Raw genomic sequence first — 24381 nt, forward strand, 5'->3', positions numbered from 1 at the left:
CGGGGCCGCGGGGGACGGCGGGGCCCTTCCGGACGGTGCGCGCGGCCCCCGTGCGGGGCGGCGGCCGCACGGCCGCCGGGTCACCCGGCGGGGAAGAGCCGCTCCAGGACCAGCGCCACGCCGTCCTCGTCGTGGGAGGCGGTGACCTCGTCGGCCGCCGCCCGCAGCTCCGGGTGCGCCCCCGCCACCGCCACGCCCCGGGCGGCCCAGCGCAGCACCGGCACGTCGGCGGGCGTGCCGCCGAAGGCGATCGTCCCGGCGGCGGTGCGGCCCAGGCGGCGGGCGGCGATGGACAGGCCGGTCGCCCTGGTGAGGCCGAGCGGCAGCAGCTCCACGACGCCCTCGCCCGCCGTCGACACGCCCACCAGGCCGCCGACGACCGCGCGGGCCGCCTCCGCCAGGGCGTCGTCGTCCATGCGGGGGTGCTGGACGCACAGCCTGCCGAGCGGGGCGTCCCACAGGCCGTCGCGCCCGTCCAGCCGGGTTGTCGGCAGGCCGGCGACGCGCATCCCGTAGCCGGGGCCGGCCAGCACCACGCCGTCCGGACCGTCCTGGTGGGCGGCCACGGCCAGCGGGCCGACCTCGGCCTCGAGCTCGGCCAGGGCGGCTGCCGCCAGCCGCCGGTCCAGGGTGACCGAGGTGAGCAGGCGGTGCGTGCCGGCGTCGTACACCTGCGCGCCCTGCCCGCACACCGCGAGCCCGGTGTGGCCGACGGCGTCCAGGACCGGCCGGGCCAGCGGGGCCGGGCGGCCGGTGACCACCACGTGCACCGCGCCGGCGGCGGCCGCCGCCGCCAGCGCGGCGGCGGTGCGCCCGGAGACCGTCCCGTCGCTCCTCAGCAGCGCCCCGTCGAGGTCGGTGGCGACCAGCCCGTAGGCGGGCGCCGCCGCCTCCCGCGCGGGGGCGGAGTCCTCCCGTGCGCCGGGCACGGCGGGGTCGGCGTGCAGGGTTCCGTCGGGGGCGGACGTCACCGGGCGACCGGCTCCAGCACCTCGCGGCCTCCCAGGAACGGCCGCAGCGCCTTGGGGACCACCACCGAGCCGTCGGCCTGCTGGTGGTTCTCCAGGATCGCCACGATGGTGCGCGGGACCGCGACCAGGGTGCCGTTGAGCGTCGCCAGCGGGCGGACGCCGCCCTCGCCGCGCATCCGGATGGAGAGGCGGCGCGACTGGTACTCGGTGGTGTTGGAGGTCGAGGTGACCTCGCGGTACTTGCCCTGGGTGGGGACCCACGCCTCGATGTCGAACTTGCGGGCCGCCGAGGCGCCCAGGTCGCCGGAGGCGACGTCGATCACCCGGTACGGGACCTCCAGCGCGTTGAGGAAGTCCTTCTCCCACTGCAGCAGGCGGCGGTGCTCGGCCTCCGCCTCCTCCGGCGTGGTGTAGACGAACATCTCCACCTTGTCGAACTGGTGGACCCGGATGATGCCGCGGGTGTCCTTGCCGTAGGTGCCTGCCTCGCGGCGGAAGCACGGCGAGAAGCCCGCGTACCGCAGCGGCAGCCGGTCCGCGTCGATGATCTCGTCCATGTGGTACCCGGCCAGCGGCACCTCGGACGTGCCGACCAGGTAGAAGTCGTCCTGCTCCAGGCGGAAGACGTTCTCGGCGGCCTGGCCGAGGAAGCCGGTGCCCTCCATGGCGCGCGGCTTGACCAGGGCGGGGGTGAGCATGGGGGTGAAGCCCGCCTCCACGGCCTGGGCGATCGCCATGTTCACCAGGGCCAGCTCCAGCAGGGCGCCGACGCCGGTCAGGTAGTAGAAGCGCGAGCCGGAGACCTTGGCGGCCCGCTCGGTGTCGATGGCGCCGAGGATCCGGCCCAGCTCCACGTGGTCGCGCGCCTCGAAGCCCTCGGCGGCGAAGTCGCGCGGGGTGCCGATCTCCTCCAGGGTGACGAAGTCCTCCTCGCCGCCGACCGGTGCGCCGGGGTCGATGAGGTTGGCGAGCGAGCCCAGCAGGCGCTCCGCCTCCTCGCGGGCCTCGCCCTGCTCGGCGTCGGCGGCTTTGACCTCGGCGGCCAGCGCGGAGGCGCGCCTCAGCAGCTCGGCCTTCTCCTCGCCCTGGGCCTTCGGGATCAGCCTGCCGAGCGTCTTCTGCTCGTTGCGCAGCTCGTCGAAGCGGCTGCCGGAGGACCTGCGCCGCTCGTCGGCGGCGAGGAGGGCGTCGACGAGGCCGACGTCCTCGCCACGGGCACGCTGCGAGGCGCGCACTCGGTCGGGGTCCTCACGGAGCAGGCGAAGGTCAATCACACGCGCAAGCCTACCGGGGCCGCGGGCCGCCGGGCGTCCGCCTTTTCGACGCGGCGGCCGCGGGGAGTGCGGGTGCCCCGGCGTCCGGATGCGAGCGTTCCGGTGACCCCGGGGAGATCCTTTGTCGCTTTCGGACCTGTTTTCTTCATCCGGGCGCGCTGGGGATAACCTGGGATTCCCTGTGGACAACTCGCGCGGCGTCCCCCGTCCGGAGCGTTTCTCCACAGGTCGTGCCGGGCGGGGCGGGGCCCCGGACGCTGCGGCCGGGCGTGTCGCAGAAAGGCGCAAAGCGCCTCATGGGCGAGGGATCGATCGCCCGATCGTGTGAAGTGCCGGCGCTGCCGTGGCGGGATTCCGACATGTCCGACTGAGGGCCGAACGGCCGCAAGCCGCGCTTTGTCGATTCGTCCCCAGGGCTGTGGATAACTCTCGGCCTGTGGAATCCCGTCCTTCTGTCGGGCCGGAGCCGAAAGAGCGGTCCCCCGCGTGGTGGAAAAGTCGACTGATTGACACCGGTCGACCCCGATCGGTGCCGGTCTGCAGCGATCCGCAACGGTCCACGGTGTTCAGGAGGACTCGTCCCGGGGCGTCCGGGGACGCCTCCCCACCCCTCCGGCGGGCCCCGGGCGCGTCCGCCGGGAGCCCGCCCCGGGCCCCCGTCCGGAGCCCGCCCGCAGCCCGCCCGGGATCCCTGCGGCTACCGCTCGCCGCGCCCGTCCAGGCACCGCGCCAGCCAGTCCGCGGCGTCCGCGAAGTCCTCGTCCGAGGTGCCGGGCCGCACCGCCGGCCGCACCTCGTCCGCCCGCGGGTACGAGCCCAGGAAGCGCACCCGGGGGCAGATCCGGTGCAGCCCCATGAGCGCCTCGCCCACCCGCCGGTCCGTGACGTGGCCCTCGAAGTCCAGGGAGAAGCAGTACTTGCCCATGCCCTCGCCGGTCGGCCGCGACTCGATCCGCATCAGGTTCACCCCGCGCGCCGCGAACTCCTGCAGCAGCTCCAGCAGCGCACCCGGGTGGTCGTCGCCCAGCCACACCACCGCCGAGGTCTTGTCCGCCCCCGTCGGCGAGGACGTCCGCCCCGGCCGCCCCACCAGCACGAACCGGGTCGTCGCCGACCGCCCGCCGTGGATGTCGGTGGCCAGCGGCTCCAGCCCGTACAGCCGCGCCGCGAACTCGCCCGCGAACGCCCCGTCGAACCGGCCCTCCTGCACCTGCCGCGCCCCGTCCGCGTTGGACGCCGCCGACTCCCAGTGCGCGTCCGGCAGTTCGGCCTCCAGCCACCGCCGCACCTGCGGCTGCGCCACCGGGTGGCCGGTCACCGTCTTCACGTCCGCCAGCCGCGTGCCGGGCCGCACCAGCAGCGCGAAGGCGATCGGCATGAGCACCTCGCGGTAGATCATCAGCGGGGCGCCGGTGGCCAGCTCGTCCACCGTGGCGGTCACCCCGCCCTCGACCGAGTTCTCGATCGCGACCAGCGCGCCGGCGGCCTGTCCGCGCCGCACCGCGTCGAGCACGGCCGGCACCGAGACCATCGGCACCAGCTCGCGGGTCGCCGCCTCGGGGAGCGAGCGCAGTGCGGCCTCGGTGAAGGTGCCCTCAGGCCCCAGGTAGGTGTAGCGAGTGGCCGACATTCCGCCTCCGTGCGCCGTGCTTCCCGGGCGCCCGCCCGTGGGAGCCCGGGCTGCCACGATAACCAGTCCGGCCGCCCGGCCGCGGACCGTTCCGGCCCCTGGGACCGGGCCCCGCGGCCCGGTCCCGGCCCCCGGCCCGCCCCCGGGGGATGCGCCGGTCCGGCCTCAGGGCTCCAGCAGCGCCTGCCCCACGTACCCGCCCGGCGCCGCCCCGCCCGGCACCGCGTACAGCCCGCTCGCCTCGTGCCGCAGGAACCGGGAGAGGCTGTCGGCCCGCGCCAGCTTCCGCTGCACCGGCACGAACCCGGTCAGCGGGTCGGACTGGAAGGCGACGAAGAGCAGTCCGGCGTCCGGGGAGCCGTCCGGCAGGAAGCCGTCGTGGTACGAGAACCCGCGGCGCAGCATGGCCGCCCCGCCGTTGGCCGACGGCGCCGCCACCCGGACGTGGGCGTCCGCCGGGACCGCCAGGGTGCCGTCCGGGTTCTGCCGCCCCAGGTCGACGGGCGTGGTCTCCGTGCCGCCGGAGAGCGGGGCGCCGTCGGACTTCCGCCGCCCGACCACCCGCTCCTGGCGGTCCACGGGGAGGTTCTCCCAGTTGTCCAGCAGCATCCGGATCCGCCGGAACACCGCGTAGGTGCCGCCCGCCATCCAGGCCGGACCGCCGCCCCGCCGCGGCACGAACACCTTCTCCTCGAAGCCGGGGTCCGACGGCCTCGGGTTGTTGGTGCCGTCCACCTGGCCCATGAGGTTGCGGGTGGTCATCGGCCGGGCCGTGGCGCCCGGGGAGCGGCTGAAGCCCGACATCTGCCAGCGGACCCGGGCCGTGCCCGCCGCCTGCTGCTGGAGCACGCGCAGCGCGTGGAAGGCGACCAGGGCGTCGTCGGCGCCGATCTGCACCCACAGGTCGCCGCCGCCCCGGGACCGGTCGAGGGCGTCGCCGGGGAAGGGCGGCAGCGGGTCCAGCGCGGCCGGGCGGGCCCGGGCCAGTCCGACGCGGTCGAAGAAGGAGGCGCCGAAGCCGAAGGTCACCGTGAGCGCGCACGGGCCCGCGTCCAGGGCGACCTGGTTCTCGTGCTCCGCCGCCGGCCGGCCCTCCGCCATCCGCGCCGCCGACTCCGACCAGCGCCGCATCAGCGCCGCCGCCTGCGCCCGGCCCGCCCCGTCGGCGAGGTCGAAGGCGGCCAGGTGCACCCGTGCCTGCTGGACCTGCAGGATGCCCGCCTGGTGGACGCCGTGGAACGGCACCCGGGCCGCACCCGGCGCTGCGGCGGCGCCGGGCCGGCCGGCCGGGCCCTCCTCCGCCGCCGCGCGGCCGAGGACCCCGCCGGCCGCCCCCACCGCCAGCCCGGCGGCCCCGGCCGCGCCGAGCAGCCGGCGCCGGCCGAGCGTGCGGGCCCGGCCGGTACCGGCCCCGTCGGCCCCGTCGGCCCCGGCGGTTCCGGGCCGGTCCGCCGCCGTGCCCGGACCGGGCCGGTCCGTCCCCGCGTCCTGCCGCCCGCTCACCGCGCCGCACCCCCGCCGGACGCCTCCGTGCCCGCCGCCACCGCCACTGCTCCCACCACTGCTTCCGTTCCCGTTCCCGCGGCGTCCGTTACCGCCGCGTCCGTTCCCGCGGCGTCCGTTACCGCCGCGTCCGCTCCCCGTGCCCGCGCCCCGGTCCGCCTCATCCGACGTGCACCTGCGCGGTCTCCTCGACCTCGTCGATGTCCGAGGACCGCACCGTCAGGGTGAGCCTCCAGTCGCCCGCCACCGGCAGCTGCACCTGCGCCGTCCAGTGGCCCGCGTCGACCTTCTCCAGCACGGGCCGGAGCGGCCCGAGGTTCCGCGCGGGCAGCGTGAGGGCGGCCCGGACCTCCGGCACGTCCACCGGGCGGCCGGCGGGGTCCGAGAGCGTCACGTGCACCGCGTTGCCCCCGGTGCGCCCCGGGTCCAGGGTGACGGCGGCGGTGCCCTTCGCCCCGGGGCCGTCGCCGCCGGTGTCGTACGGGACGGTGAGGCTCACCGGCCGCGCGGCGGCCGGTGCGGCCGCGGCGGCGGTGCGGCCGGGCGGGGAGTTCGTGAGCAGCGTGGTGACGGCCAGGACGGCGGCCGCGACCGCGACCTCCGCCAGGACCGACCGGCGCAGCCCGGAGCGGCCGCCCCCGGTCGCCCGCTCGCGGGCCAGCGACTCCGACCTGGTCCGGCGTTCGGCCGCCGCCGCGCGGGCGGCGCGCTGCCGGTCCAGCTGCGCCCGCCGCACGGGGTCCGGGACGTCCTCGCCGCCGGCCGGCTCTGCGGCGTCCCGCCGTCCGGCGGCTCCGGCGGGCACCGCCGCCTCCCCGGCCCCGGCGGCGTCCGCCGCCGCCCCGGACGCCGCCGTGCGCAGCCGCGCCGTCCAGGCCCGCGAGGACCAGGCGGCGCCCAGCAGCACCGCCACCAGGCCGATCTTGACCAGCAGCAGCCGCCCGTAGTCCGTCGAGGTGAAGGCGCCCCAGGTGCCCAGGCCGCGCCACGACTGGTACACGCCGGTGGCGACGAGCACCGCGACGCAGACGAACGCGGTCCGGGAGAACGCCTCCGCCGCTGCCGGTCCGGCGCCGCCCCGCTCCCGGGGGATCCGCAGGCCCGTCAGCAGGGCGGCGAGGCCGCCCAGCCACACGGCCATGGCCAGCAGGTGCAGCACGTCCAGCGGCAGCGCCAGGCCCGCCTGCAGGCCGACCGAGGCGTGGTCGGCGGCGGCCCAGGTGGCGGCGAGGGCGGCGGCGAGCAGCAGTCCGGCGCCGGCCAGGCCGATCCGGGCCTCGCGCTCGGGCCGTGCGGCGGCCCGCTCCTCCAGCCGCCGCAGCTCGGCGGCCTCGGGGTCGTCCGGCTCCTCGGGACCGCCGGTGTCCCCGGCGTCCCCGGTGTTCCCGGCGTCCCCGGGGTCCGGCCTCCTGCCGGACGCCGCTGCGGGCTCCTGCCCCAGCTGCCCCACCAGCAGCGACAGGAAGACGCCGGCCGCCGCGAGCAGCAGCAGCCGCGCCGCGAGCGCGGTCCCGAGCCGCTCGTCCAGGGTGGCCCGCACCAGGGAGAGGTCGAGGGCGTCGCCGAGCCCGCTGCCCCGCTCGTACGGGCCCCGCAGCAGCAGCACCGCCACGGTGGACACCAGCAGGCCGCCCCAGCCGGCCATCAGCAGCCGCTGCACCTGCCGGGTGGCCGCCCCCCGCGGCCAGCACAGCAGCACGAACGCGGCCGCACCCACCAGCAGGGCGAACGCGCCGAACGCCGCCGCGCGGGCGGTGCCGTAGAGGACGCCGACCGCGGTGCTCCCGCCGTCACGGCGGGCGACCTCGGAGGGCACCGCGCTCTGCGTCCGCTTCCCCACGGAGAAGGTGAAGGCGCCGGAGACCGGGTGGGAGTCGTCCGAGACCGCCCGCCAGGAGACCGTGTAGGTGCCCTGCGGCAGGCCGCTCCCCAGGCCGACGGCGGCGGTGGCGGTCCGGCCGCCGTCGTGCGCCGCCGGACCCCGGTCGACCCGCCGCCCGGACGGGTCGAAGACCTGCACCGCGTCGGCGGCGAGGGTGACGCCCTCGCTGAACGTGAGCACGACCCGGGAGGGTGCGGTGGCGACCACCGCGTCCTGCGGGGGGTCGGTGGAGACCAGCGCGGCGTGCGCGGACGCGGGGCCCGCACCGCCGAGCAGCAGGGCGAGCACCGTGCCCAGCACGGTCAGCAGGGCGGCGGCCCGGTGCCGTCCGCGCCGCGGCGGCCCGGCGGCGGGGTGCGCCCGGTGGTCCTGGGGGGAGTTCATCGGTCCGGTCCTCCGGTCAGCCGCCCGCGCCGGCTGCGGCGCCGGGCGGCCGGTACGTGAGGGGTTCGACGGGCACCTGCACCGACACGGTCCCGGTGCGGGCGAAGGTGAGGTCGAGCTCCACGCGGTCGCCGAGCGCGGGGCGGCGGTCGAGACCGGTGATCATCAGGTGGTCGCCGCCGCGGGAGAACGCGGCGGTGCCGTGCGCGGGCACGTCCAGGCCGTCCAGCGGCAGCATCGAGCCGGCCGTCGACCGGTGCATCGTGACCGAGCGGGCGGCCGGGCTGGTGACGCCGAGCAGCCGGTCGGCGGTGCCGCCGGCGTTGTGCAGGACGAGGTAGCCGGCGGCCACCGACGGGGAGGGCGGCAGCGGGATGTAGGCGCCCGTGACGCTGATCCGGGCCGGGCCGCCGTCCATCCGGGCCGCCGCCCGCCCGCCGCCGTCCGCCGGACCGCAGCCCGCGAGGACCGCCGCGGCTGCGGCCAGGGCGGCGGCCGCCGGTACGGCGCGGCGCGGACGCCGGGTCACGGCGTGACCCCCTTGGCGAGCAGCGGCAGGTCGTGGGCGAAGACGTCCACCGAGCTCTGGCTGAGGTAGAGGACGTGCGCCTTGTCGTCCGAGGGCAGGAAGGCGAGCACCTGGGCGCCGTGGCTGGAGGTGACGCTGCCGTCCTTGTTGACGACCGGGTCCTCGACCAGGATGCCGAGCGTCCTGGCGGCTGCCTTCACCTTCCCCAGGTCGCCGGTGAGGCCGACGAACCGGGTGTCGAAGGAGTCCAGCCAGGTGCGGAGCGTCCTCGGGGTGTCCCGCTGGGGGTCGGTGGAGACGAAGACGACCTCCACCCTGTCCCGCTGGGCGGGGGGCAGCTTCTTCATGGCGACGGCGATGTCGCCCATGGTGGTGGGACAGACGTCGGGGCAGCTGGTGTAGCCGAAGAAGAGCAGCACCGGCTTGCCGGCGGTCCGCTCGCGCAGGGGGAAGGGCTTGCCGGAGGTGTCGTCGAGGACGAGGTCCGGCTTGGTGAAGGGCCTGCTGAGGGCGGTGCCGAGGTAGGGGGAGCCGTTCGACTCCCGGGAGGCGGTGACCTCCTGCGCCGTGCTGCCGGAGGAGGGGCCGCCGCAGGCGCCGAGGGCGAGGGCGGCGGTGAGGGCGAGGGCGGCCGCGGCGGCGGGGCGCCGGCTCCGGCCCTGCCGGGGGGTGCGGTTCATGCGTGGGGTCCGATCATCGGTGCGGTGCGGTGCGGTGCGGTGCGGTGCGGTGCGGTGCGGTGCGGTGCCCGGGGCCTCGCGGCCCCGGGCCGTGCACGGGGGGTGGGGGCGGTACGGGTGGGACGGTGCGGGCGGGGCGGACGCGCCGGGCGGCCGCCCGCCCGCACCGCCGCCGTCAGGAGGCGGAGCCGGACCGGCGGCGCAGGCCGAGGACGCCGAGTCCGGCGCCGACCACGCCGACCACGATCCCCGCCACGCCCAGGGCGCGGGCGGTGGAGTCGTCGCCGGAGGCCGCCGGGGCCGCCTCGGCCCCGTCCGCGTGGTCGCCGCCGGCCGCACCCGCCGCCGGGGCCGCGCCGTGGTGGTCGCCGCCGACCGCGGCGGCCTTGGTGAGGGCCAGCGTCGGCGCCGGGTGCTCGGGCTCGGGCTTGCCCTCCTCGGCCACGTCGATCCAGCGGACGACCTGGCCGTCGTCGTAGGTCTGCAGGGCCTTGAAGACCATCGACGCGGTGTCGGCCGGCAGCGGGCCGAGCGACACGTCGAACTCCTGGAACTGCCCCGGGCCGATCCTCGCGCCCTTGTCGGCGGTCCAGGTGATCTTCGTGACGGCCTCGGTGATCTGGCCGTCGTCCGAGGTCAGCGGCTTGTCCAGCGTGCTCTTCTCCACGGCCGCGGTCCAGCCGGGCAGCGGCCGGACGGACACGGACGCCACCGGGTGGTCCTTCGGCAGGTCGACCTCGACCCTGGTGGTCGAGGAGTCGTCCCGCTCGTTGGGCACCCGGAAGGCGACCTTGGTGTAGCTGCCCTGCACGGCCTCGTCCGGGTTCACGCTGACGTGCGCGGAGGCCGCGCCGGCCGCGGCCAGCACGGCGGTGGCGGCGGCCGCGACGACGGTCGCGGAGCGGCGGGCGAGGGCGGTCCTGCGGTTCATGTCGGATCTCCGTCCGGCGGATGGGCACGCGCGGGCCGCGACGGGCGGCCCCGGGGGCGTGCCGGGAGTGGTCTGGCTCGGCATACGCGGGGCGCGACCGACCGGACGGTTCCTCCCGCACCGGGACGCGCCGCAGCGCGGCGCCGCCCGGGGAGCCGGTCAGATCGCGTGCACCGCCGCCGGCGGGCCGCGCCGGACCACGGAGTGCCGCAGCGGAGCCGCCCCCGGCAGCCGCCATCCGCCCCGCTCCGGCCCGTACGGGCGCAGCGGACGGACCGGTGACGCCCCGGTCAGGCCGCGCAGCAGGGCCCCGGCCACCGCGAGGACGGCGCGCAGCGGCGCCGCGCACTCCCGTACCGCGTCCTGCACCGCGGAGCCCGCCAGCCGCACCAGCCGCCACAGCGCGGCCTCGCCGCGCCGCAGCCACCAGCCGGCCGCCAACGCGGCCGCGAGGTGGCCGGCCAGCATCAGCGGGGAGAGGCCCAGGACCCCGGCGTGCCACCAGGGGACGGGCGGCGCGGCGTACGCGGACGGGTCCAGGCCCGCCCGGGTCAGCAGCTGCTCCGGGGTCGTGCCCGGCGGGAGCAGCGGTGCGCCGTGCGCGAGGCCCTCGTGGCAGAGCAGCCGCTCCGCGACCGCGGCCGCCCCGGACCGGCCGCCCGTGCCGCCGCCCATGCCGGGCATGCCCGCGCGGGCGGCTGACCCGGCCATGCCCCGGGCCGAGTGGAAGAGCAGGTGGAGCGCCAGCTGCCCGGTGACCAGGCCGCCGGCTATCGCCGTCAGCGACCGCTCCCGGCCGCCGAGCAGGGCGGCCAGGACGCACACCGCGGCGAAGCCCGCCGCGAGCGTCCCCGCGGGCACCGGACCGCCGGAGGCGGCGGCGTGCCCGGCGGCGGCCGCCAGGGTGCAGACGGCCGCGAAGGGGACGGCCCGGAGCACGCGCAGGTCCCAGGCGGCGGCGGGCACCGGCTGCTGCGGTGCCGCGGCGGCCCGGTACGGGACGGCTGCGCGCTGGACGGGCATGGTCCCGCCATCATCCCACCGGCCGCCCCCCGGCCGGTCCGGGGGTGGGGAACCCCACTCCGGGCCCCGCCCGCGGGGGCCGCCGGGAGCCGCGCCCGGGGCCGCCGGACCCCGCGCCGGGGGGCCGCCGGGAGCCGTACCGTCCGCTCCGCCGCCTCCCCGGCCGCATACCCCCGCCCGTGCCCGCCCGCGCGCTGCTTCCTCCGAACGGGCGGTCCCGGCCGCCGGAGGAGATTGGCGGCACGGAGCGTCGGCAATACCTAGCTGTATGTGGACCCGCGGCCAGGGCCAGGAGGAACCCGTCGTGGACATCTGGTGGACGCTGCACCTCAAACGCGAGCCTGCCAGCGTCCCGCTGGCCCGCCGCATCCTGCTGGGCACGATGGAGACCGCGGGTGTGGACGCCCAGGTCGCCCACGAGATGGGGATCGCCCTCAGCGAGGCCTGCGCCAACGCCGTCGAGCACGCCGCGGTCGCCGAGCCCGACCAGGGCTTCCAGGTCACCGCGTCCATCGACGGCGACCGGCTGAGCATCGAGGTGGTGGACTGCGGACCGGCCCTGCCGCCGGGCGCCGGCCCCGCCCTGCCGCCGCCCCCGCCCGGCGTCCCGCTGCTGGCGCCGTCCGCGCCGCGCGTGCAGCGCCGGCCCCTGGCCGTGCCCGTGGCACCGGCCCACAAGGCGCCGGCCCGCCCGGCGCCGCGCTGCCAGAGCAAGCGGGGGCGCACCACCGTCATCAGCCGGGCCGCGGTGATGGCCTCCCTCAGCCCGGCCGCCTCGGCCCGCCGCCTGCGCGGCACCGAGCGGCCCGCGCCGTACGACGCCCACGTCCTCACCGCGGGCCTGTCCGACGGCCCGGCCGACCCCCTGGCCGGCTCCCCGTCCGACGGGCTGCCCGCGCTGCCGCTCGACATCGGCACCGAGCTGCCCGACCCGGCGGCGGAGAGCGGCCGCGGCCTCTTCCTGATCCGGGCGCTGACCGACCACATGCAGCTCCGCAGCCACCCCCGCCAGGGCACCATCGTCAGCTTCGACAAGGTGCTCACCTGGCAGGAGAACGCGCTGCTGCGCGCCGTCTCCTGACCGCCGCCCGACCCCCGCCGCCCGACCCCCGCCGCCGGACCCCGCCGCCGGGCCGCCGGACCGGCCGGCCTCACGTGCCGCCCAGCAGCACGGCCTCCTTCCCCGGCGGCAGGCCCACCGCCGGCCGGTCCGCCCGCTGCGGCGGCCCGCCGGGCAGGGAGCGCAGCCACGCCCAGGTGTCGGCGACCGTCTCCTCCACCGGCCGGCACCGCAGCCCCGCGGCCAGGGCCCGGGAGACGTCGGACCGGTGCATCGCGTCGTGGCCCTCGCCCGGCGGCAGCCACACCGGCAGCTCCAGCCAGGGCTCGACCCCGGCGGCGAGGATCCGCTCGGGCGCGGTCCAGCGCAGCTCCGCCCGGGAGCCGGTGGCCGCCGCGCAGGCCTCCAGCAGCCCGCCCGTGGTGGTGTGCCCGGAGGGGCTCACCAGGTTGTACGGGCCGCCGAGCCCGCGGGCGGCGGCGTCCAGCGTCCACTCCGCCAGGTCGCGGGCGTCGATGTACTGCAGCGGCAGGTCGCGCGGGCCCGGCGCCACGACGGGGCCGCCGCGGGCGGTCCGCAGCAGCCACCAGGGCAGCCGCCCGACGTTCTCGTACGGGCCGAGGACCAGGCCCGCCCGCACCAGCAGCGCCCGGTCGCCGAAGGCCGCCCCGGCGGCGAGCTCGCCGCCGCGCTTGGCCCGGGCGTAGTCGGCGTGGCCGTCGTCGTCGGGGGAGGCGTCGACGACGGGGCCGTCCTCCGTCAGTCCGGCGGGTGCGGGCCAGGTGTACACCGAGCGGCTGGACACGTAGGCGTAGCACCCGGCCCGGCCGGCGAGCAGGCGCGCCGCGTCCCGCACCGCGCGGGGCGCCCAGGACCAGGTGTCCACCACCGCGTCCCACGTGCCCTCCGCGAGCGCGGCCAGGCCGTCCCGGGCGGTGCGGTCGCCCCGCAGGGGCCGGGTCCCGGCCGGGGCCGCGCCCCGGCCCCGGTTGAACACGTCGACGTGCCATCCGCGGGCGACGGCGGCCTCGGCGACGGCCCGCCCCACGAACTCCGTACCGCCCAGCACCAGAAGTCTCATGCCGGGCACCCTGCCCCGCCCGGGGCCGCGCCGGAACCCCGTCACGCCCTGGGCGGAATCGCCCTCGGCGAAAAGGGCTGACCTGACGTCAGATCCGTTCCTCCCGGGGCCCCTCCGCCCCGCCGTCGTGCAGCCGCCCGTGGACCCGTCCCCGGGCAGGGCCGGTGCGGGCAGGGCCGTCACAGGCGTGTCGCCGCGGCGGCGCCGGACGCGCGCAAGGCCCCTGTCCGCAGGTAGGGATCATTCCGAGCACCGGCCCCGTTCGAGTGCAGTACGGGTGAAAGCGGGGCGGAACCGGCGGCCGGTCCCCAGCATGGGGACGTGCTGACGCTTCACTGCCCTCCCGGCCCCGGCCCCGACCGCGACCCCGTCCCGCTCCGCGAGGCCGTGACCGCCTGCCTGCGGGAGCTGGAGCGCGCCCGGGCCGAGCGGCGCGGCTCCGAGGACCCCCGGGCCGGCGGCCCCACCGCCTGCCGCCGGTGCGGCGCAACCGCGGAATGGCACCCCACCCTGCGCGGCCGGTGGCTGCTGCTCGAACCGGGGGAGCGGCCCGTCTCCGCCGTCCCGCCCGGCCGCCGGTGGCGGATCGCGGGCGACGGCACCGCCGTCGTCCTCGGCCGGGCCTTCCCCTCCGGCACCTGCCGGGTCAGCCACGTCGACGTCTGCGACGCGCCCCCGGTGTCACTCCCCGGCGCCGTCGCGGGCTGACCGGGGCACACCGACCGGCCGCGCCCCGTCCGCCGCCCGCCCGTCCGCCATGAGTCCGTCCGCGGGCCAGCTCTCCAGGGGCGTGCACCAGGGCAGCCCGTCCACCGGCCGGTCGGTGCAGAAGCGGGCGATGACCTCGGTGAACTCCTCCATCCGCTCCAGGTGCACCAGGTGGTCCGCCTCCCGGACGGTGGTGAACCGCGCCCCCGGCAGCCGGGCCGCCACCTCCCGGCCCATCCGGGGCGTGGTGAGGATGTCGTGCTCCCCGGTGAGCACCAGGACCGGCAGCGGCGGCAGCGGCTCGGGCCGGTACCACTCGTGGTTCACCAGGCGGACGTTGTGCTCCAGCCACATCGCCAGCTCCCGCGGGCTCTGCGCCACGAACTGCCGGTACAGGAAGCGGGCCATCGCCGCCTGCTTGCGGACCTCCGCCGTGCCGGGCGGCGCCGTGAACCAGGCCGCCAGCTCCCGGGCGAGGTCGTCGACGCGGCCCTCGTCGAGCATCCGGGACCAGCGCGGCACGCTGTCGCCGTAGTGGTCGCGCGGCTCGACCGTGGTCATGCCCGCCAGCACCATCCGCCGCACCGTCCCCGGGTGGTGCTGGGCGAAGCGCAGCCCCACCGCCCCGCCGAAGCAGGCCCCGACCAGGTTGACCTCCGCCATCCCCAGCTCGGTGAGCATGTGCCGCACCGCGGCGGCGAGGAAGTCGATGCCGTACCGGGCGGGCAGGAAGTCCGCCGTGCCGTAGCCGGGCAGGTCCACGGTGACCACCGTGCACAGCGGGGTGAGCCAGCGCTCGTGGCGCACCCAGGACCTGCGGTCCTGGGCCGAGCCGCCCAGCAGGACGAGCGGCGCCGTCACCGGGTCGTCCTGCCGGACCACCCGGCAGGTGTAGCGGAAGCCCCCGAAGGACAGGTCCCGTTCCTCGGCGCTGCGCACACCGGTGCTCGTGCCCGTGGCCCCGGGGCCGGCGGGACGGGCGGTGACGACGGACATGGCGGACTCCCCGGATCGCGGTCGGACGCCGAACCCGCCATCAGTAGCACCCGGCGCGCGCCGTCCGCGGGCCCGCCACCCGTTCGTGGGCGAGCCCCTCACCCGTCCGCGGCAGTACCGTGCGGAACGGGCTTGACCCTCACGCCGCGTGAGGCCCGAGGCTCGTGCCGGGAAGGAGGGAGGAGCCCGTGGACTACTCCGTGGGAGAGGTCGCACGCCTGGCCGGGGTGACCGTGCGCACGCTGCACCACTACGACGAGGTCGGCCTGCTGCGCCCCGGCGGCCGCACCCCGTCCGGCCACCGGCGGTACGGCGACGCGGACCTGGACCGGCTGCAGCAGGTCCTCTTCTACCGGGAACTGGGGTTCCCCCTCGACGACATCGCGGCCGTCCTCGACGGCCCGGAGCGCACGCCGACCGAGCACCTGCGCCGGCACCACCGGATGCTCACGGAGCGCATCGGGCGCCTGACGGAGATGGCCGCGGCCGTGGAGAGGGCCATGGAGGCACGCAGGATGGGGATCGACCTGACACCCGAGGAGAAGTTCGAGCTCTTCGGGCCCGAGTACGAGGGCTGGGCGGACGAGGCCGAGCAGAACTGGGGCGGCACCGAGCAGTGGCGCCAGTCGCAGCGGCGGACCGCCGGCTACACCAAGGAGGACTGGGTCAGGATCAAGGAGGAGGGCGACGACCTCAACCGCCGTCTCGCCGAGGCGGTGGACGCCGGCACCGACCCCCGCAGCGGCCCGGCCATGGACCTGGCCGAGGAGCACCGGCAGCAGATCGTGCGGCACTTCTACGACTGCTCGTACGCGGTCCACCGGGGCATCGGGGACATGTACCTCGCCGACCCCCGGTTCACCGCCACCTACGAGCAGGTCCGCGCGGGCCTGGCGCAGTGGCTGCGCGACGCGGTCCACGCCAACGCCGACCGCGCCGAGGGCGGGGCCGGGGAGGGCTGAGCCCGGACGCCGCGGGCCCGGCACCCCACGGGGGTGCCGGGCCCGCGGCCGCGGTGCGTCAGCCGGCCAGGCCGCGCATCCACTCCTCGACCTCGGCGGAGCGGCGCGGCAGCCCCGCCGACAGGTTGCGGCTGCCGTCGGCGGTCACCAGGATGTCGTCCTCGATCCGCACGCCGATGCCGCGGTACTCCTCCGGCACCGTCAGGTCGTCGGCCTGGAAGTACAGGCCCGGCTCCACGGTGAGGACCATGCCCGGCTCCAGCACCGCGTCGACGTACGTCTCCGTCCGCGCGTGGGCGCAGTCGTGCACGTCCAGGCCCAGCATGTGGCCGGTGCCGTGCAGGGTCCAGCGGCGCTGCAGGCCGAGCTCCAGCACCTTGTCGACGTCCTGGTCGAGCAGGCCCCACTCCACCAGCCGCTCGGCGAGCACCCGCTGCGCGGCCTCGTGGAAGTCCCGGTACCGGGCGCCGGGGCGGACCGCCGCGATGCCCGCCTCCTGGGCGTCGTACACCGCGTCGTAGATGCGGCGCTGCAGCGGGGTGAAGGTGCCGTCGACCGGCAGGGTGCGGGTGACGTCCGCCGTGTACAGGGTGTGCGTCTCCACGCCCGCGTCCAGCAGGAGCAGGTCGCCGGGCCGCACCGGGCCGTCGTTGCGCACCCAGTGCAGGGTGGTGGCGTGCGGGCCGGACGCGCAGATGGAGCCGTAGCCGACGTCGTTGCCCTCGACGCGGGCACGCCGCCAGAAGGTGCCCTCGATCCACCGCTCGGAGGTGGCGACCGCCTGCGACAGCTCGCGCACCACGTCGGTGAAGCCGCGGACGGTGGAGTCGCAGGCGGCCTGGAGCTGTCCGACCTCCCAGTCGTCCTTCACCAGCCGCAGCTCGCTCAGGAAGACCCGCAGCTCCTCGTCGCGCTCCTCGGCGGCGGTGGGGGTGTCGGCGTCGGTCCGCTGCTCGGCGCGGTCGGCCTCGGCGGCCGCGAGGGCGGCCTCCAGGCCGGCGTCGTGGCGGCGCACGATGCGGGTGGGGGCCGGGTTCGCGGCGACCGCCGCGGCGATCTCCTCGGCGGCCTTCCGCACGTCGCGGCAGGGCAGGCCGAGCAGCCGCTCGGCCTCGGCCAGGCTGTTCCGGCGGCCGACCCACAGCTCGCCCTGGCCGTCGAGCCAGAACTCGCCGTTCTCCCGGTCGGAGCGCGGCAGCAGGTAGGCGGTGGCGTCGTGGCCGCCGCCGGTCCGCGGCTCCAGCACCAGCACCGCGTCCTGCGTCTGGTCGCCCGTGAGGTGGACGTACTCGCTGGAGGGCCGGAAGGAGTAGTCGTCGTCGTTGGAGCGGGTCTTGAGGTTGCCCGCGGGGACGACGAGCCGCTCGCCGGGGAACCGCGCGGAGAGCCGCGCCCGCCGCTCGGCGGCGTACGGGGACTGCTCCCGCGGCTGCAGGTCGCGCAGCTCGGTGTCGGCCCAGCCGCTCCTCATCAGCGCGGCCAGCTCGTCGGAGACCTCCGGGTAGAGGCCGTTCTTGCGTCCCTTGATCGGCTTCTCGCCCTCGTCGGGCACGGCCGACTCGGGGTTCTCCGCCGCCGCCGGGGTGCGGTCCTGGGTCACGTGCGTCGCCTCCTCGCGTCGTCGGACCGCCCGGGGCGCGCTGCCGGGTCTCGGACGTGCGCTCGGGCGGTCCTCCCCATGGTAGGCGGGGGCCCCGGCGCGGCGTCCGGGGGCGTGTCCCGGGGCGGCGGGCGCCGCCTGCCGGGCCCGGCGGTGCGGGAGCGGTCCGGACGCGGTCCCGGCGCGGAGGCCGGTCCCGGCCGGGCGGTCCGGCCGGGCGGAGTGCTCAGCCCAGGCGGGCGGCCAGCAGCACCAGGTCGTCCGTCGTGCCGGCCGCGCCCCCGCCGGCCAGGCAGACCGCCTCCAGGTGGGCGCAGAGCCGCTCCGGGTCCTGCCGGACCTCGGGCGGGGCCTCCGCCGCGGCCGCCCGCAGCCGGGCCTGGCCCGCGTCCAGGCCGGGTCCGCACCGCCGGGCCGCGCCCTCGGTGTAGAGGACCAGCACGTCGCCCGGGTCGGCGCGCAGCTCCACCGCGGGCGCCTCCCAGCAGCCCAGCATGCCGAGCGGCGCGGAGAGGGAGGTCTCGACGAAGTCCGCGCCCCGCCCGCCGACCAGCAGCGGCGGGCAGCTCCCCGCCCCGGCCAGCGCGACCTGCCGCTCCGCCGGGTCCACCCACGCGTACAGCGCCGTGGCGGACCGGGCCGGCTCGGTCGTCCGCAGCAGCACCTCCAGGTCGCCGAGGACCGCCACCGGGTCCTCGCCCTCCAGGACCGCGTAGGCGCGCAGGGCGGTCCGCAGGCGGCCCATCGCGGCGGCCGCGCCCGTCCCGCCCCCGCAGACGCTGCCGACGCTGAGCGCGAGCATCCCCTCCGGCAGCGCGAGGGCGTCGTACCAGTCGCTGCCCGCGGAGCGGTCCAGTCCGGCGGGCGCGTGCCGGACCGCGAGCCGCACCCCCGGGACGCGGGGCAGCAGGTCGGGCAGCAGGCCGCGCCGCAGGGCGTCGCAGTCGCGCCGCAGCCGCTCCCGCTCCAGCTCCCCGGCGACCAGCGGCGCGGCGAACGCGCAGTAGAGGCGGGCGAGGTGCCGCTGCCGTCGGGAGGGCTCGGCCGGCCCGTCGTAGAACCAGACGGCCGCGCCGACCGGCCCGTCCTCAGGGGTGGCCAGCGGCAGCGCGCAGGAGGCGCCGATGCCGAGCTGGGCCGCGACGTCGCGGTAGCGGGGGTCGGTGCCGGGGCCGCGGGCGAGGTCGGTGTGGAGGACCAGGGCGGGCCGCTCCTCGCGGGCGAGCAGCCCGGCGTAGGGGCCGGTGTCGCGGGGGACGGTCTCCAGGGCGCCCCGCTCCGAGCGGTCGAGGCCGAGACCCGCCGCGTCGCCGTGGTGGCCGCGGAGGACCAGCAGGCCGCGGCGGGCGCCGAGGAGGGCGGCCCCGGCCTCCAGGACGGTGCGCAGGACGGCGGCGGTGCCCCGGGCAAAGGCCAGGCGCCCGGTGTGCTCGTGCAGGCCGGCCAGGTCGGAGAGGTCGGAGAGCCGGGCCGCGAGCCCCTCCCGCCCGGCGTCCTGCCCCAGGGGGGCGCCGGGGAGCGGGAGGCCGAGGACGGTGTCCGGGGCGGACCGGGCCCGGTGCGCGGAGGCCTGTCCGTCGAGGTCCTGCTCGGCCCGGCGGGGCGACGCGTGCTCGTGGTCGGGGACGGCGGTCAGCCTGCCGGCGCCGGTGGGGGAGGGATGCGTTTCGGTCATGACATCCGCCCTTCGGGAGGCTGACCGGCATGGCCGGTACACCCCCATGTGATGCCATAAGGCAAGGAATGACCTCACTTCTACACAGGCCGATCGGGGCGTGTCCAGAACTGCGGCCCTGCCGGGTGACTGGTGTCATGGCCGGAGAACATGGCCGGAAAACATCCAGGGCCGCCCTCGGCGTGGGGCTGGCGGGGGACGGGCGCGGATCCGCGCCGCCCGGGCGGCAGGCGCCCCGGGGTGAGCGCCGCGACTCCTGGTCCCGCCGGGACCAGGGGGGCCCGTGGTGGGTGAACCGGCCACCCCGGGCGCCCCCGACCGGCCCCTCCTCCGAACCGCCTGCGTGCCGGGCGCGATATCGGAGAGACGAAGGTGCAGGCGCGGCCCGTACGGGGCCGCCGTCCGAGCGGGAGGGAGGGGACGCGATGGCCGCGACCGGCGCCGCCGGGGGTCTGCTGCGCCCCCGGCCCCGGCCGTACGATGGACGTGCGCCCGGACGGCCGGAATCCGCTCCCCCGTCCGGCGGAACCACCGCTCCTCGCGCCGCGTCACCCCGAACACCGGGGGGTGCTCCTCCGGGACCGGCACCACCGCAGCCCCGCACCGATCCGGGCGCCGCCGCCGCACAACGGGCCCCGGGTCTCCCCACGGCCGCCCGCAGCGAAACCTCCGCGGAGGCCGCGGGGGGCAAACGCCACCATCCGCCACCCCTCGCCACATACCGGAAACGGCGCGGCCGTGGTGCGCTTGTCCAGGCGCCCGCTCACGCCGCCCCGTGTGTCACTGCCCGAGCCTCAACGGTCACGGAAAGGAACGAGCGCACATGCGCGAGATCCTCGGAAGGCGACGGAGGAAGAGGTCGGCGCTGCCGGCCGCGGCCCTGACCTGCGCGGAGCAGTGGAAATGGCCAGTGCTGCCGGGCGCCGGGACCCGGCCGCGCCCGCTCCGCGACCGCTTCGCCGAGCGCGCCGGCGGCATCGGGGCTGCCGACGGCGGCGGGGACGCCGCAGGGGGTTCCGGAGGCCGCCGGGCCCGCGGCGACCGCCGCCGGACGGTCCGCTGCTGCGCCTGCCCCCGGCCGGACTGCCCGGTCCCGGGCGCCCACCCCCACGACCCGCCGCTGCTCGCGGCCACCACCGACCCGGCGATGGTCCGGTGGTGGTGGGCCCAGCGGCCCGACGCACCGATCGTCGTCGCCACCGGAGGCGCCGTCGCGGCGGTGAGCCTCCCCGCCGCCGCCGGCGCCCGGGTCCTCGACTACTTCGACGCGCTGCACGTGCGGACCGGTCCGGTGGTGGCCACCCCGACCCGCCACGTGCTGCTCGTCGCGCCCTTCGGCTTCGACGAGCTGGGCGAACTGCTGGTCCGTCAGGAGAACGTGCCCACCTCGCTGCGCTACCACGGGCCCGGCGGCTACGTGGTGCTGCCGCCGTCCCGGACCGGCCGCGGCACGGTGCGGTGGGAGCGCCCGCCGGCGGCCGCCGACGGCGCGCCGGGCGGGGCCCCCTGGCTGCCGCGGGTCGGCGACCTCCTGGACGCGCTGGTGGCGGCGAGCACCGCGACGCCCGACGGCAGCCGTCTGGCGTACTGAGGCCCGGCGGAACGGGGCCGCCGTGCCGACGGGCCGTGCCCGGGTCGGGACGGTGCCGGACCGCGCCGGTGCCGGGCCGGCCGTCCGGTGCGCGCCTCCGCCGGAGGGGCCGCGGGGTCCCGGTACGCCGACGGCCCGCCACCGGGCCGCAGGGGCCGGGGACGGGCCGGGAAGTCGAACGCCCGGCCGCTGGCGACGGGGGATGCACCAGCGACCGGGCTGTTTAAACGGTAACAAGGATCGGACGATCCGCAAATTCACACGACCGATCCCGACCTGGGTGTTCGGTTGCGACGACGGAAATGTGACAGGTCTCACGCGATTCGTGACCGGTCCGGTGCGGAGCCCGTCCCGATCCCGGCGGATCCGCCTCGCGGGCGGTCCGCCGCCAGCGGGGGACCGGCTGCGGGCCCCGCCGCGGGGGCGGGGCCCGGAACGGTCAGCCGAGGGTGATCTGGCGGTTCACCAGACCCGCCCGCACCCGGCGCTCCTCCGCCGTGAGCGGCGCGGGCGCGGCCAGGACGTCGGCCAGCCGCTCCGCGAAGGCCGCCGCCGGCTTCTCGCAGTCCGCCGCCGACATCTCCCGGGGCAGGTCCCAGACCGGCACGGTCAGCCCGTGCGCCCGGAACGAGCCCACCAGCCGGGTGCCCTCGCCGAGCGAGGCCTCGCCGGCGGCGGAGAGCCGTGCCAGCGCGTCCAGCAGTTCCTCCTCCGGGTGGGTGGTCACCCACCGCAGGTGGTTCTTCTCCGGCGTGCCGCACCAGTACGCGGACTCCACGCCCTGCAGCCGCTCGGTGGGGATGACCGAGGCGTTCGCCTGCTCCAGGGACGCCGCCACCTCGCCGGAGGCGGTCTCCGCGTCCTCCAGCCAGAAGTCGAAACCGGTGTGGACGGTCGGCACCACCGGCGCGGACAGGTCCAGCAGGTCCTGCAGGCGCGGACCGCCGGGCGCGGGGCGGCGCCCCGGCACGGGGCTGCCCGGCTCGGCCGCCAGCGCCTGCTCCAGGGCGTCCGCCAGGTCCCGGCTGACGTCGCCGGAGGACGCCTGGGTCTGCAGGCCCAGCAGCACCGAGCCGTCCGCGCGGCGCATCGCCGGCCAGGCCATCGGCAGCACCGTGGCCAGCGTCACCGACGGCTGCTCCCCCTCGCCGGCGACGCCCTGGCGGAGCGTCAGCGGCGCGGTGGCGGCGGGCACCAGCTCGCGCATCGCCACCCAGTCCGCCTCGCCGGGCAGCCCCTCGAACGGGCGCTGCACCAGCTGCTGCACGGCGTGCGCGGCCTCCCGGCCGTGGCAGGCCTTGTACCGGCGGCCGGACCCGCAGGGGCAGGGTTCGCGGGCGCCGACGACCGGGACCGATCCGGGATCGGCGGCGGTCTCCTGCGACGCGGCGGCGGACGGCTTGCGCTGGGACGCCTTCTTGGCGGCCTTCTTGGCCATGGTGCGGGTCTCCCCAATGCGGTGACGCGACCGGCGGTGCCGGGTGCGCGGTTCTCGGTGCGTGGTTCTCGGTACGCCGTTCCCGGCGGGTGGTTCTCTCCGCCGGGAAGCGTATCCGGGCGTGCCGGGGCCGAGGCCGCTTCGGCGCGCCCGCCCCGGGGCGGCGGCGCGTCGGACGGGCCGCCGCGCCGGGACCGGGGAAGCTGCGGGCGGGGGAAGCCGGGGGCGGGGGAAGCCGGGGGCGGGGGAGGCGACGGGCCGGGGGAGGGGCCGGGGCGCGGGGGCGGTCCGGCCGGCGTGCGTCGCGTGCGCGTGCCCGTCGGCCGGCGGCCGTCGCCGAAAATGACTGACGGAATATCAGGAATTCCTCACCGCAGGGACTGCCGCACAGGCTCCGCCGCCGGCCTCCTGTCGCGCGGGCCGACCGACCGCCGCCCCGGCCGGCCGCCGTGCTGCCCGCCGTGCCGCGCGGCCCGGTGCGCCTGCGCCTGCGCCGCCACGCCTCGTCAGGCGGGTTCGCCGCCCGCCGCCGGGGGCCGCGCCGCGGACAGTCCGAGGTCGGACGCCGCGGGGACCTGCAGCGCGGCCGGCCGGCAGCCGTGCGCCGTGCGCCGCGCGTGGCGCGCCCGTACGGGGAGCACCGCCCAGACCGTCACCTCGCCGGGTGCGTCGCGCACTCCCCAGTCGGAGGCGAGCCGGCCGACGATGCTCAGGCCGCGGCCGCCGTGCGAGGTGAGCGAGGGCCGGGCGCTGCGCGGCCGGGTGGCCGCACCGCCGTCGGTGACCTCCAGGGTGAGCAGCCCGTCCTCGTGGACCTGCCAGCCCACCAGGACGCCGCCGACGCCCTCCGCGTCCCCGGACTCCCAGGGCTCCCGGTGCTCCCCGGGTCTCCCGTCGGCAGCCCTCCGGCCCGCCTCCCCGGAGGCGGCCCCGCCCGCCGGTCCGCCGGGGCCGTGGGCGGCCCGGTCGAGGTCGGGCAGCGGTGCGAGCGGCCGTGCGTGACGGCACGCGTTGCTGAGCAGTTCGGACAGGATCAGGACCGCGTCGTCGACGACCGTCTCCGGTACCCGCCGGTCGCAGAGCTCCCGGCGCAGGCGTCGCCGCGCGGCTCCGACACTCGCTGGACCATGCGGCAGTGCCATGGTCGACGTAGTCGGCACCTCGTGCGCCATCACCAACGCCACCCCCGAGACCTCCTTCACCGCATGCCTACCGCATGCCGAGAGGTGAATGCCCAGGGTGAATGAACGGGAAACGGGTATTCCACGATCGCCCGAAGTCGGAATATGACACACAACACGATGGAGACAATCCGTAATGTGATGATTACCGGAGGTCGCGCCCGGGGATTGGTCCTGTCCGGGCGGAACCGGTCAGCTCCGGTCCCGTTCCCGGCCAGGAGCGCGGCCCGGCGTCCGGCCCGAGGCCGCGCCGGGGTCCGGTAGGAGCCCGCCGACGCCCGTCCGCGGCCCCTCCGCGGCGGACCGCACGCCCGGCGTCCCCCCGCCGCGGCCCAGCTGGCCGAGCACCTGCCGCGGCCGGTTGGTGATGATCGCGTCCACGCCGAGCCGCAGGCACAGCTCCACGTCCGCCGGCTCGTCCACCGTCCACACGTGCACCCGGTGCCCGGCCCGGTGCAGCCGCGCCACGAACCCCGGGTTGGCCCGCACCAGGTCGATGCCCGGCCCGGCGATCCCCGTGCCCCGCGGCAGCGACCCGTCCCGGAACCGCAGCGGGAGGCGCTCCATCAGGAAGACCGTGGGGATGCTCGGTGCCGCCTGCCGCACCCGGCGCAGCGACAGCTGCGAGAAGCTCATGATCCGCACCGGCGGCGGCTCCGCGCCCCCGCCCGCCCGCCCCCGGTCGTGCCCCGGCAGGCCGAAGCGGTGCAGCAGCCGCAGCAGCTCCGCCTCCACCCGGCCCGCGTACCGGGTCGGGTGCTTGGTCTCGATCGCCAGCTCCACGCGGCGTCCGGCGTCCGCGACCAGCTCCAGCAGCCGCTCCAGCGTCAGCACCGAGGACCGCTCCGGATCGGCCTCCCGGCCCGCCGCCGTCCCCGTACCGTCCGGGCCCGGCGCCGGCGGCACCCGGTCCGGCGCCTCCGGCTCCCCGGGCGGCCCGCCGTCCTTCCACGACCCGAAGTCCAGCTCCGCGAGCTGCGCCAGCTCCAGCGTCGACACCACCCCGCGGCCGTCGGAGGTGCGGTCCACCCGGCGGTCGTGCACGCACACCAGGTGGCCGTCGGCGGTCAGCCGCACGTCGCACTCCAGGGCGTCCGCGCCCTCCTCGATCGCCAGCCGGTAGGCGGCCAGGGTGTGCTCGGGCACGGCGTCCGACGAGCCGCGGTGGGCGACCACGCGGACGGCGGACCGGTTCGGCACGGCCAGCAGGGGCACGGGTGCGGGGGGTGTCGCTGTGCTCACGCGGCCCAGCGTACGGGCGGCCGGCCCCCGGCCGGCCGCG

At 77.8% G+C, this 24381-nt stretch carries 19 protein-coding genes and 1 pseudogene; 4 read left to right on the plus strand and 16 right to left on the minus strand.

The window, feature by feature from the left end; all coding sequences use genetic code 11:
• Positions 1-80 precede the first annotated feature (80 nt).
• The 9 genes from ACFY07_RS10200 to ACFY07_RS10240 all read right to left on the minus strand — a co-directional run bounded on the left by ACFY07_RS10200 (position 81) and on the right by ACFY07_RS10240 (position 10807).
• The gene (locus tag ACFY07_RS10200) at positions 81-929 is read right to left on the minus strand and encodes an HAD family hydrolase (RefSeq protein WP_390868306.1); all 849 of its coding nucleotides are present in this window, start codon (positions 927-929) and stop codon (positions 81-83) included.
• Positions 930-967: 38 nt separating this feature from the next.
• Positions 968-2245: a serine--tRNA ligase gene (serS, locus tag ACFY07_RS10205; protein ID WP_390868239.1), complete on the minus strand. Its 1278-nt coding sequence runs from the start codon at positions 2243-2245 to the stop codon at positions 968-970.
• Between the two features lie 697 nt (positions 2246-2942).
• Positions 2943-3875 (minus strand): prephenate dehydratase, encoded by a 933-nt coding sequence (gene pheA, locus ACFY07_RS10210; RefSeq protein ID WP_390868240.1) that lies wholly within the window; start codon positions 3873-3875, stop codon positions 2943-2945.
• A 165-nt stretch (positions 3876-4040) separates the two neighbouring features.
• The gene (gene efeB, locus ACFY07_RS10215) at positions 4041-5378 is read right to left on the minus strand and encodes an iron uptake transporter deferrochelatase/peroxidase subunit (protein ID WP_390868241.1); all 1338 of its coding nucleotides are present in this window, start codon (positions 5376-5378) and stop codon (positions 4041-4043) included.
• Positions 5379-5538: 160 nt separating this feature from the next.
• The gene (locus ACFY07_RS10220; protein ID WP_390868242.1) at positions 5539-7644 is read right to left on the minus strand and encodes a FixH family protein; all 2106 of its coding nucleotides are present in this window, start codon (positions 7642-7644) and stop codon (positions 5539-5541) included.
• 16 nt (positions 7645-7660) lie between these two features.
• Positions 7661-8173, minus strand: coding sequence for a copper chaperone PCu(A)C (locus tag ACFY07_RS10225; protein ID WP_390868243.1), 513 nt, complete (start codon positions 8171-8173; stop codon positions 7661-7663).
• Positions 8170-8853 (minus strand): SCO family protein, encoded by a 684-nt coding sequence (locus ACFY07_RS10230; RefSeq protein WP_390868244.1) that lies wholly within the window; start codon positions 8851-8853, stop codon positions 8170-8172. Before ACFY07_RS10230 ends, ACFY07_RS10225 begins: the two co-directional genes overlap by 4 nt.
• Before the next feature lie 175 nt (positions 8854-9028).
• Positions 9029-9784 (minus strand): YcnI family protein, encoded by a 756-nt coding sequence (locus ACFY07_RS10235; RefSeq protein ID WP_390868245.1) that lies wholly within the window; start codon positions 9782-9784, stop codon positions 9029-9031.
• Between the two features lie 159 nt (positions 9785-9943).
• A complete protein-coding gene (locus ACFY07_RS10240; RefSeq protein ID WP_390868246.1) occupies positions 9944-10807 on the minus strand; it encodes a hypothetical protein in 864 nt (287 codons plus the stop codon).
• Between the two features lie 304 nt (positions 10808-11111).
• Between ACFY07_RS10240 and ACFY07_RS10245 the strand changes: the two are divergent.
• Positions 11112-11408 (plus strand): annotated as a pseudogene (locus ACFY07_RS10245) (ATP-binding protein); the annotation flags it as partial.
• Positions 11409-11958: 550 nt separating this feature from the next.
• On the opposite strand, the gene ACFY07_RS10250 reads toward ACFY07_RS10245, so the two are convergent.
• Entirely contained in the window at positions 11959-12948 is a 990-nt protein-coding gene (locus ACFY07_RS10250) for an NAD-dependent epimerase/dehydratase family protein (protein ID WP_390868247.1), read from the minus strand.
• A 321-nt stretch (positions 12949-13269) separates the two neighbouring features.
• Here ACFY07_RS10250 and ACFY07_RS10255 point away from each other — a divergent pair, with 321 nt between their 5' ends.
• The gene (locus tag ACFY07_RS10255) at positions 13270-13656 is read left to right on the plus strand and encodes a DUF6083 domain-containing protein (protein ID WP_390868248.1); all 387 of its coding nucleotides are present in this window, start codon (positions 13270-13272) and stop codon (positions 13654-13656) included.
• Here the strand turns inward: ACFY07_RS10255 and ACFY07_RS10260 are convergent.
• Positions 13630-14652: an alpha/beta fold hydrolase gene (locus ACFY07_RS10260; RefSeq protein ID WP_390868249.1), complete on the minus strand. Its 1023-nt coding sequence runs from the start codon at positions 14650-14652 to the stop codon at positions 13630-13632. The genes ACFY07_RS10255 and ACFY07_RS10260 overlap by 27 nt on opposite strands.
• 188 nt (positions 14653-14840) lie before the next feature.
• Here ACFY07_RS10260 and ACFY07_RS10265 point away from each other — a divergent pair, with 188 nt between their 5' ends.
• Positions 14841-15614 carry a MerR family transcriptional regulator gene (locus ACFY07_RS10265; protein ID WP_390868250.1) on the plus strand — a complete coding sequence of 258 codons (774 nt, stop codon included), beginning with the start codon at positions 14841-14843 and terminating at the stop codon, positions 15612-15614.
• Between the two features lie 58 nt (positions 15615-15672).
• Here the strand turns inward: ACFY07_RS10265 and ACFY07_RS10270 are convergent, their stop codons facing one another.
• Positions 15673-17214: an aminopeptidase P family protein gene (locus ACFY07_RS10270; RefSeq protein WP_390868251.1), complete on the minus strand. Its 1542-nt coding sequence runs from the start codon at positions 17212-17214 to the stop codon at positions 15673-15675.
• Between the two features lie 226 nt (positions 17215-17440).
• Entirely contained in the window at positions 17441-18889 is a 1449-nt protein-coding gene (locus tag ACFY07_RS10275; RefSeq protein WP_390868252.1) for a PP2C family protein-serine/threonine phosphatase, read from the minus strand.
• 823 nt (positions 18890-19712) lie between these two features.
• On the opposite strand from ACFY07_RS10275, the gene ACFY07_RS10280 reads away from it, so the two are divergent.
• Positions 19713-20480: a bifunctional DNA primase/polymerase gene (locus tag ACFY07_RS10280; protein ID WP_390868253.1), complete on the plus strand. Its 768-nt coding sequence runs from the start codon at positions 19713-19715 to the stop codon at positions 20478-20480.
• A gap of 439 nt (positions 20481-20919) precedes the next feature.
• Here the strand turns inward: ACFY07_RS10280 and ACFY07_RS10285 are convergent, their stop codons facing one another.
• The 3 genes from ACFY07_RS10285 to ACFY07_RS10295 all read right to left on the minus strand — a co-directional run bounded on the left by ACFY07_RS10285 (position 20920) and on the right by ACFY07_RS10295 (position 24341).
• On the minus strand, positions 20920-21918 hold the full coding sequence (locus tag ACFY07_RS10285) for a DUF5926 family protein (protein ID WP_390868254.1): 999 nt from the start codon (positions 21916-21918) through the stop codon (positions 20920-20922).
• 506 nt (positions 21919-22424) lie between these two features.
• The gene (locus tag ACFY07_RS10290) at positions 22425-23060 is read right to left on the minus strand and encodes an ATP-binding protein (protein WP_390868255.1); all 636 of its coding nucleotides are present in this window, start codon (positions 23058-23060) and stop codon (positions 22425-22427) included.
• 231 nt (positions 23061-23291) lie between these two features.
• Positions 23292-24341 carry a glycerophosphodiester phosphodiesterase gene (locus ACFY07_RS10295; protein ID WP_390868256.1) on the minus strand — a complete coding sequence of 350 codons (1050 nt, stop codon included), beginning with the start codon at positions 24339-24341 and terminating at the stop codon, positions 23292-23294.
• Positions 24342-24381: the final 40 nt, after the last annotated feature.

It is taken from the genome of Streptomyces sp. NPDC001380 (assembly GCF_042895785.1).
Lineage (GTDB): Bacteria > Actinomycetota > Actinomycetes > Streptomycetales > Streptomycetaceae > Peterkaempfera.

Excerpts from the sequence above, each read along its gene's own strand:
- ACFY07_RS10230 (WP_390868244.1), bottom strand. The coding sequence starts at position 8,853 with ATGAACCGCACCCCCCGGCAGGGCCGGAGCCGGCGCCCCGCCGCCGCG.
- ACFY07_RS10290 (WP_390868255.1), bottom strand. The coding sequence starts at position 23,060 with ATGGCACTGCCGCATGGTCCAGCGAGTGTCGGAGCCGCGCGGCGACGC.
- ACFY07_RS10260 (WP_390868249.1), bottom strand. The coding sequence starts at position 14,652 with ATGTCCGTCGTCACCGCCCGTCCCGCCGGCCCCGGGGCCACGGGCACG.
- ACFY07_RS10280 (WP_390868253.1), top strand. The coding sequence starts at position 19,713 with ATGCGCGAGATCCTCGGAAGGCGACGGAGGAAGAGGTCGGCGCTGCCG.
- ACFY07_RS10240 (WP_390868246.1), bottom strand. The coding sequence starts at position 10,807 with ATGCCCGTCCAGCGCGCAGCCGTCCCGTACCGGGCCGCCGCGGCACCG.
- ACFY07_RS10285 (WP_390868254.1), bottom strand. The coding sequence starts at position 21,918 with ATGGCCAAGAAGGCCGCCAAGAAGGCGTCCCAGCGCAAGCCGTCCGCC.
- ACFY07_RS10235 (WP_390868245.1), bottom strand. The coding sequence starts at position 9,784 with ATGAACCGCAGGACCGCCCTCGCCCGCCGCTCCGCGACCGTCGTCGCG.
- ACFY07_RS10250 (WP_390868247.1), bottom strand. The coding sequence starts at position 12,948 with ATGAGACTTCTGGTGCTGGGCGGTACGGAGTTCGTGGGGCGGGCCGTC.
- ACFY07_RS10220 (WP_390868242.1), bottom strand. The coding sequence starts at position 7,644 with ATGAACTCCCCCCAGGACCACCGGGCGCACCCCGCCGCCGGGCCGCCG.
- ACFY07_RS10275 (WP_390868252.1), bottom strand. The coding sequence starts at position 18,889 with ATGACCGAAACGCATCCCTCCCCCACCGGCGCCGGCAGGCTGACCGCC.
- pheA (WP_390868240.1), bottom strand. The coding sequence starts at position 3,875 with ATGTCGGCCACTCGCTACACCTACCTGGGGCCTGAGGGCACCTTCACC.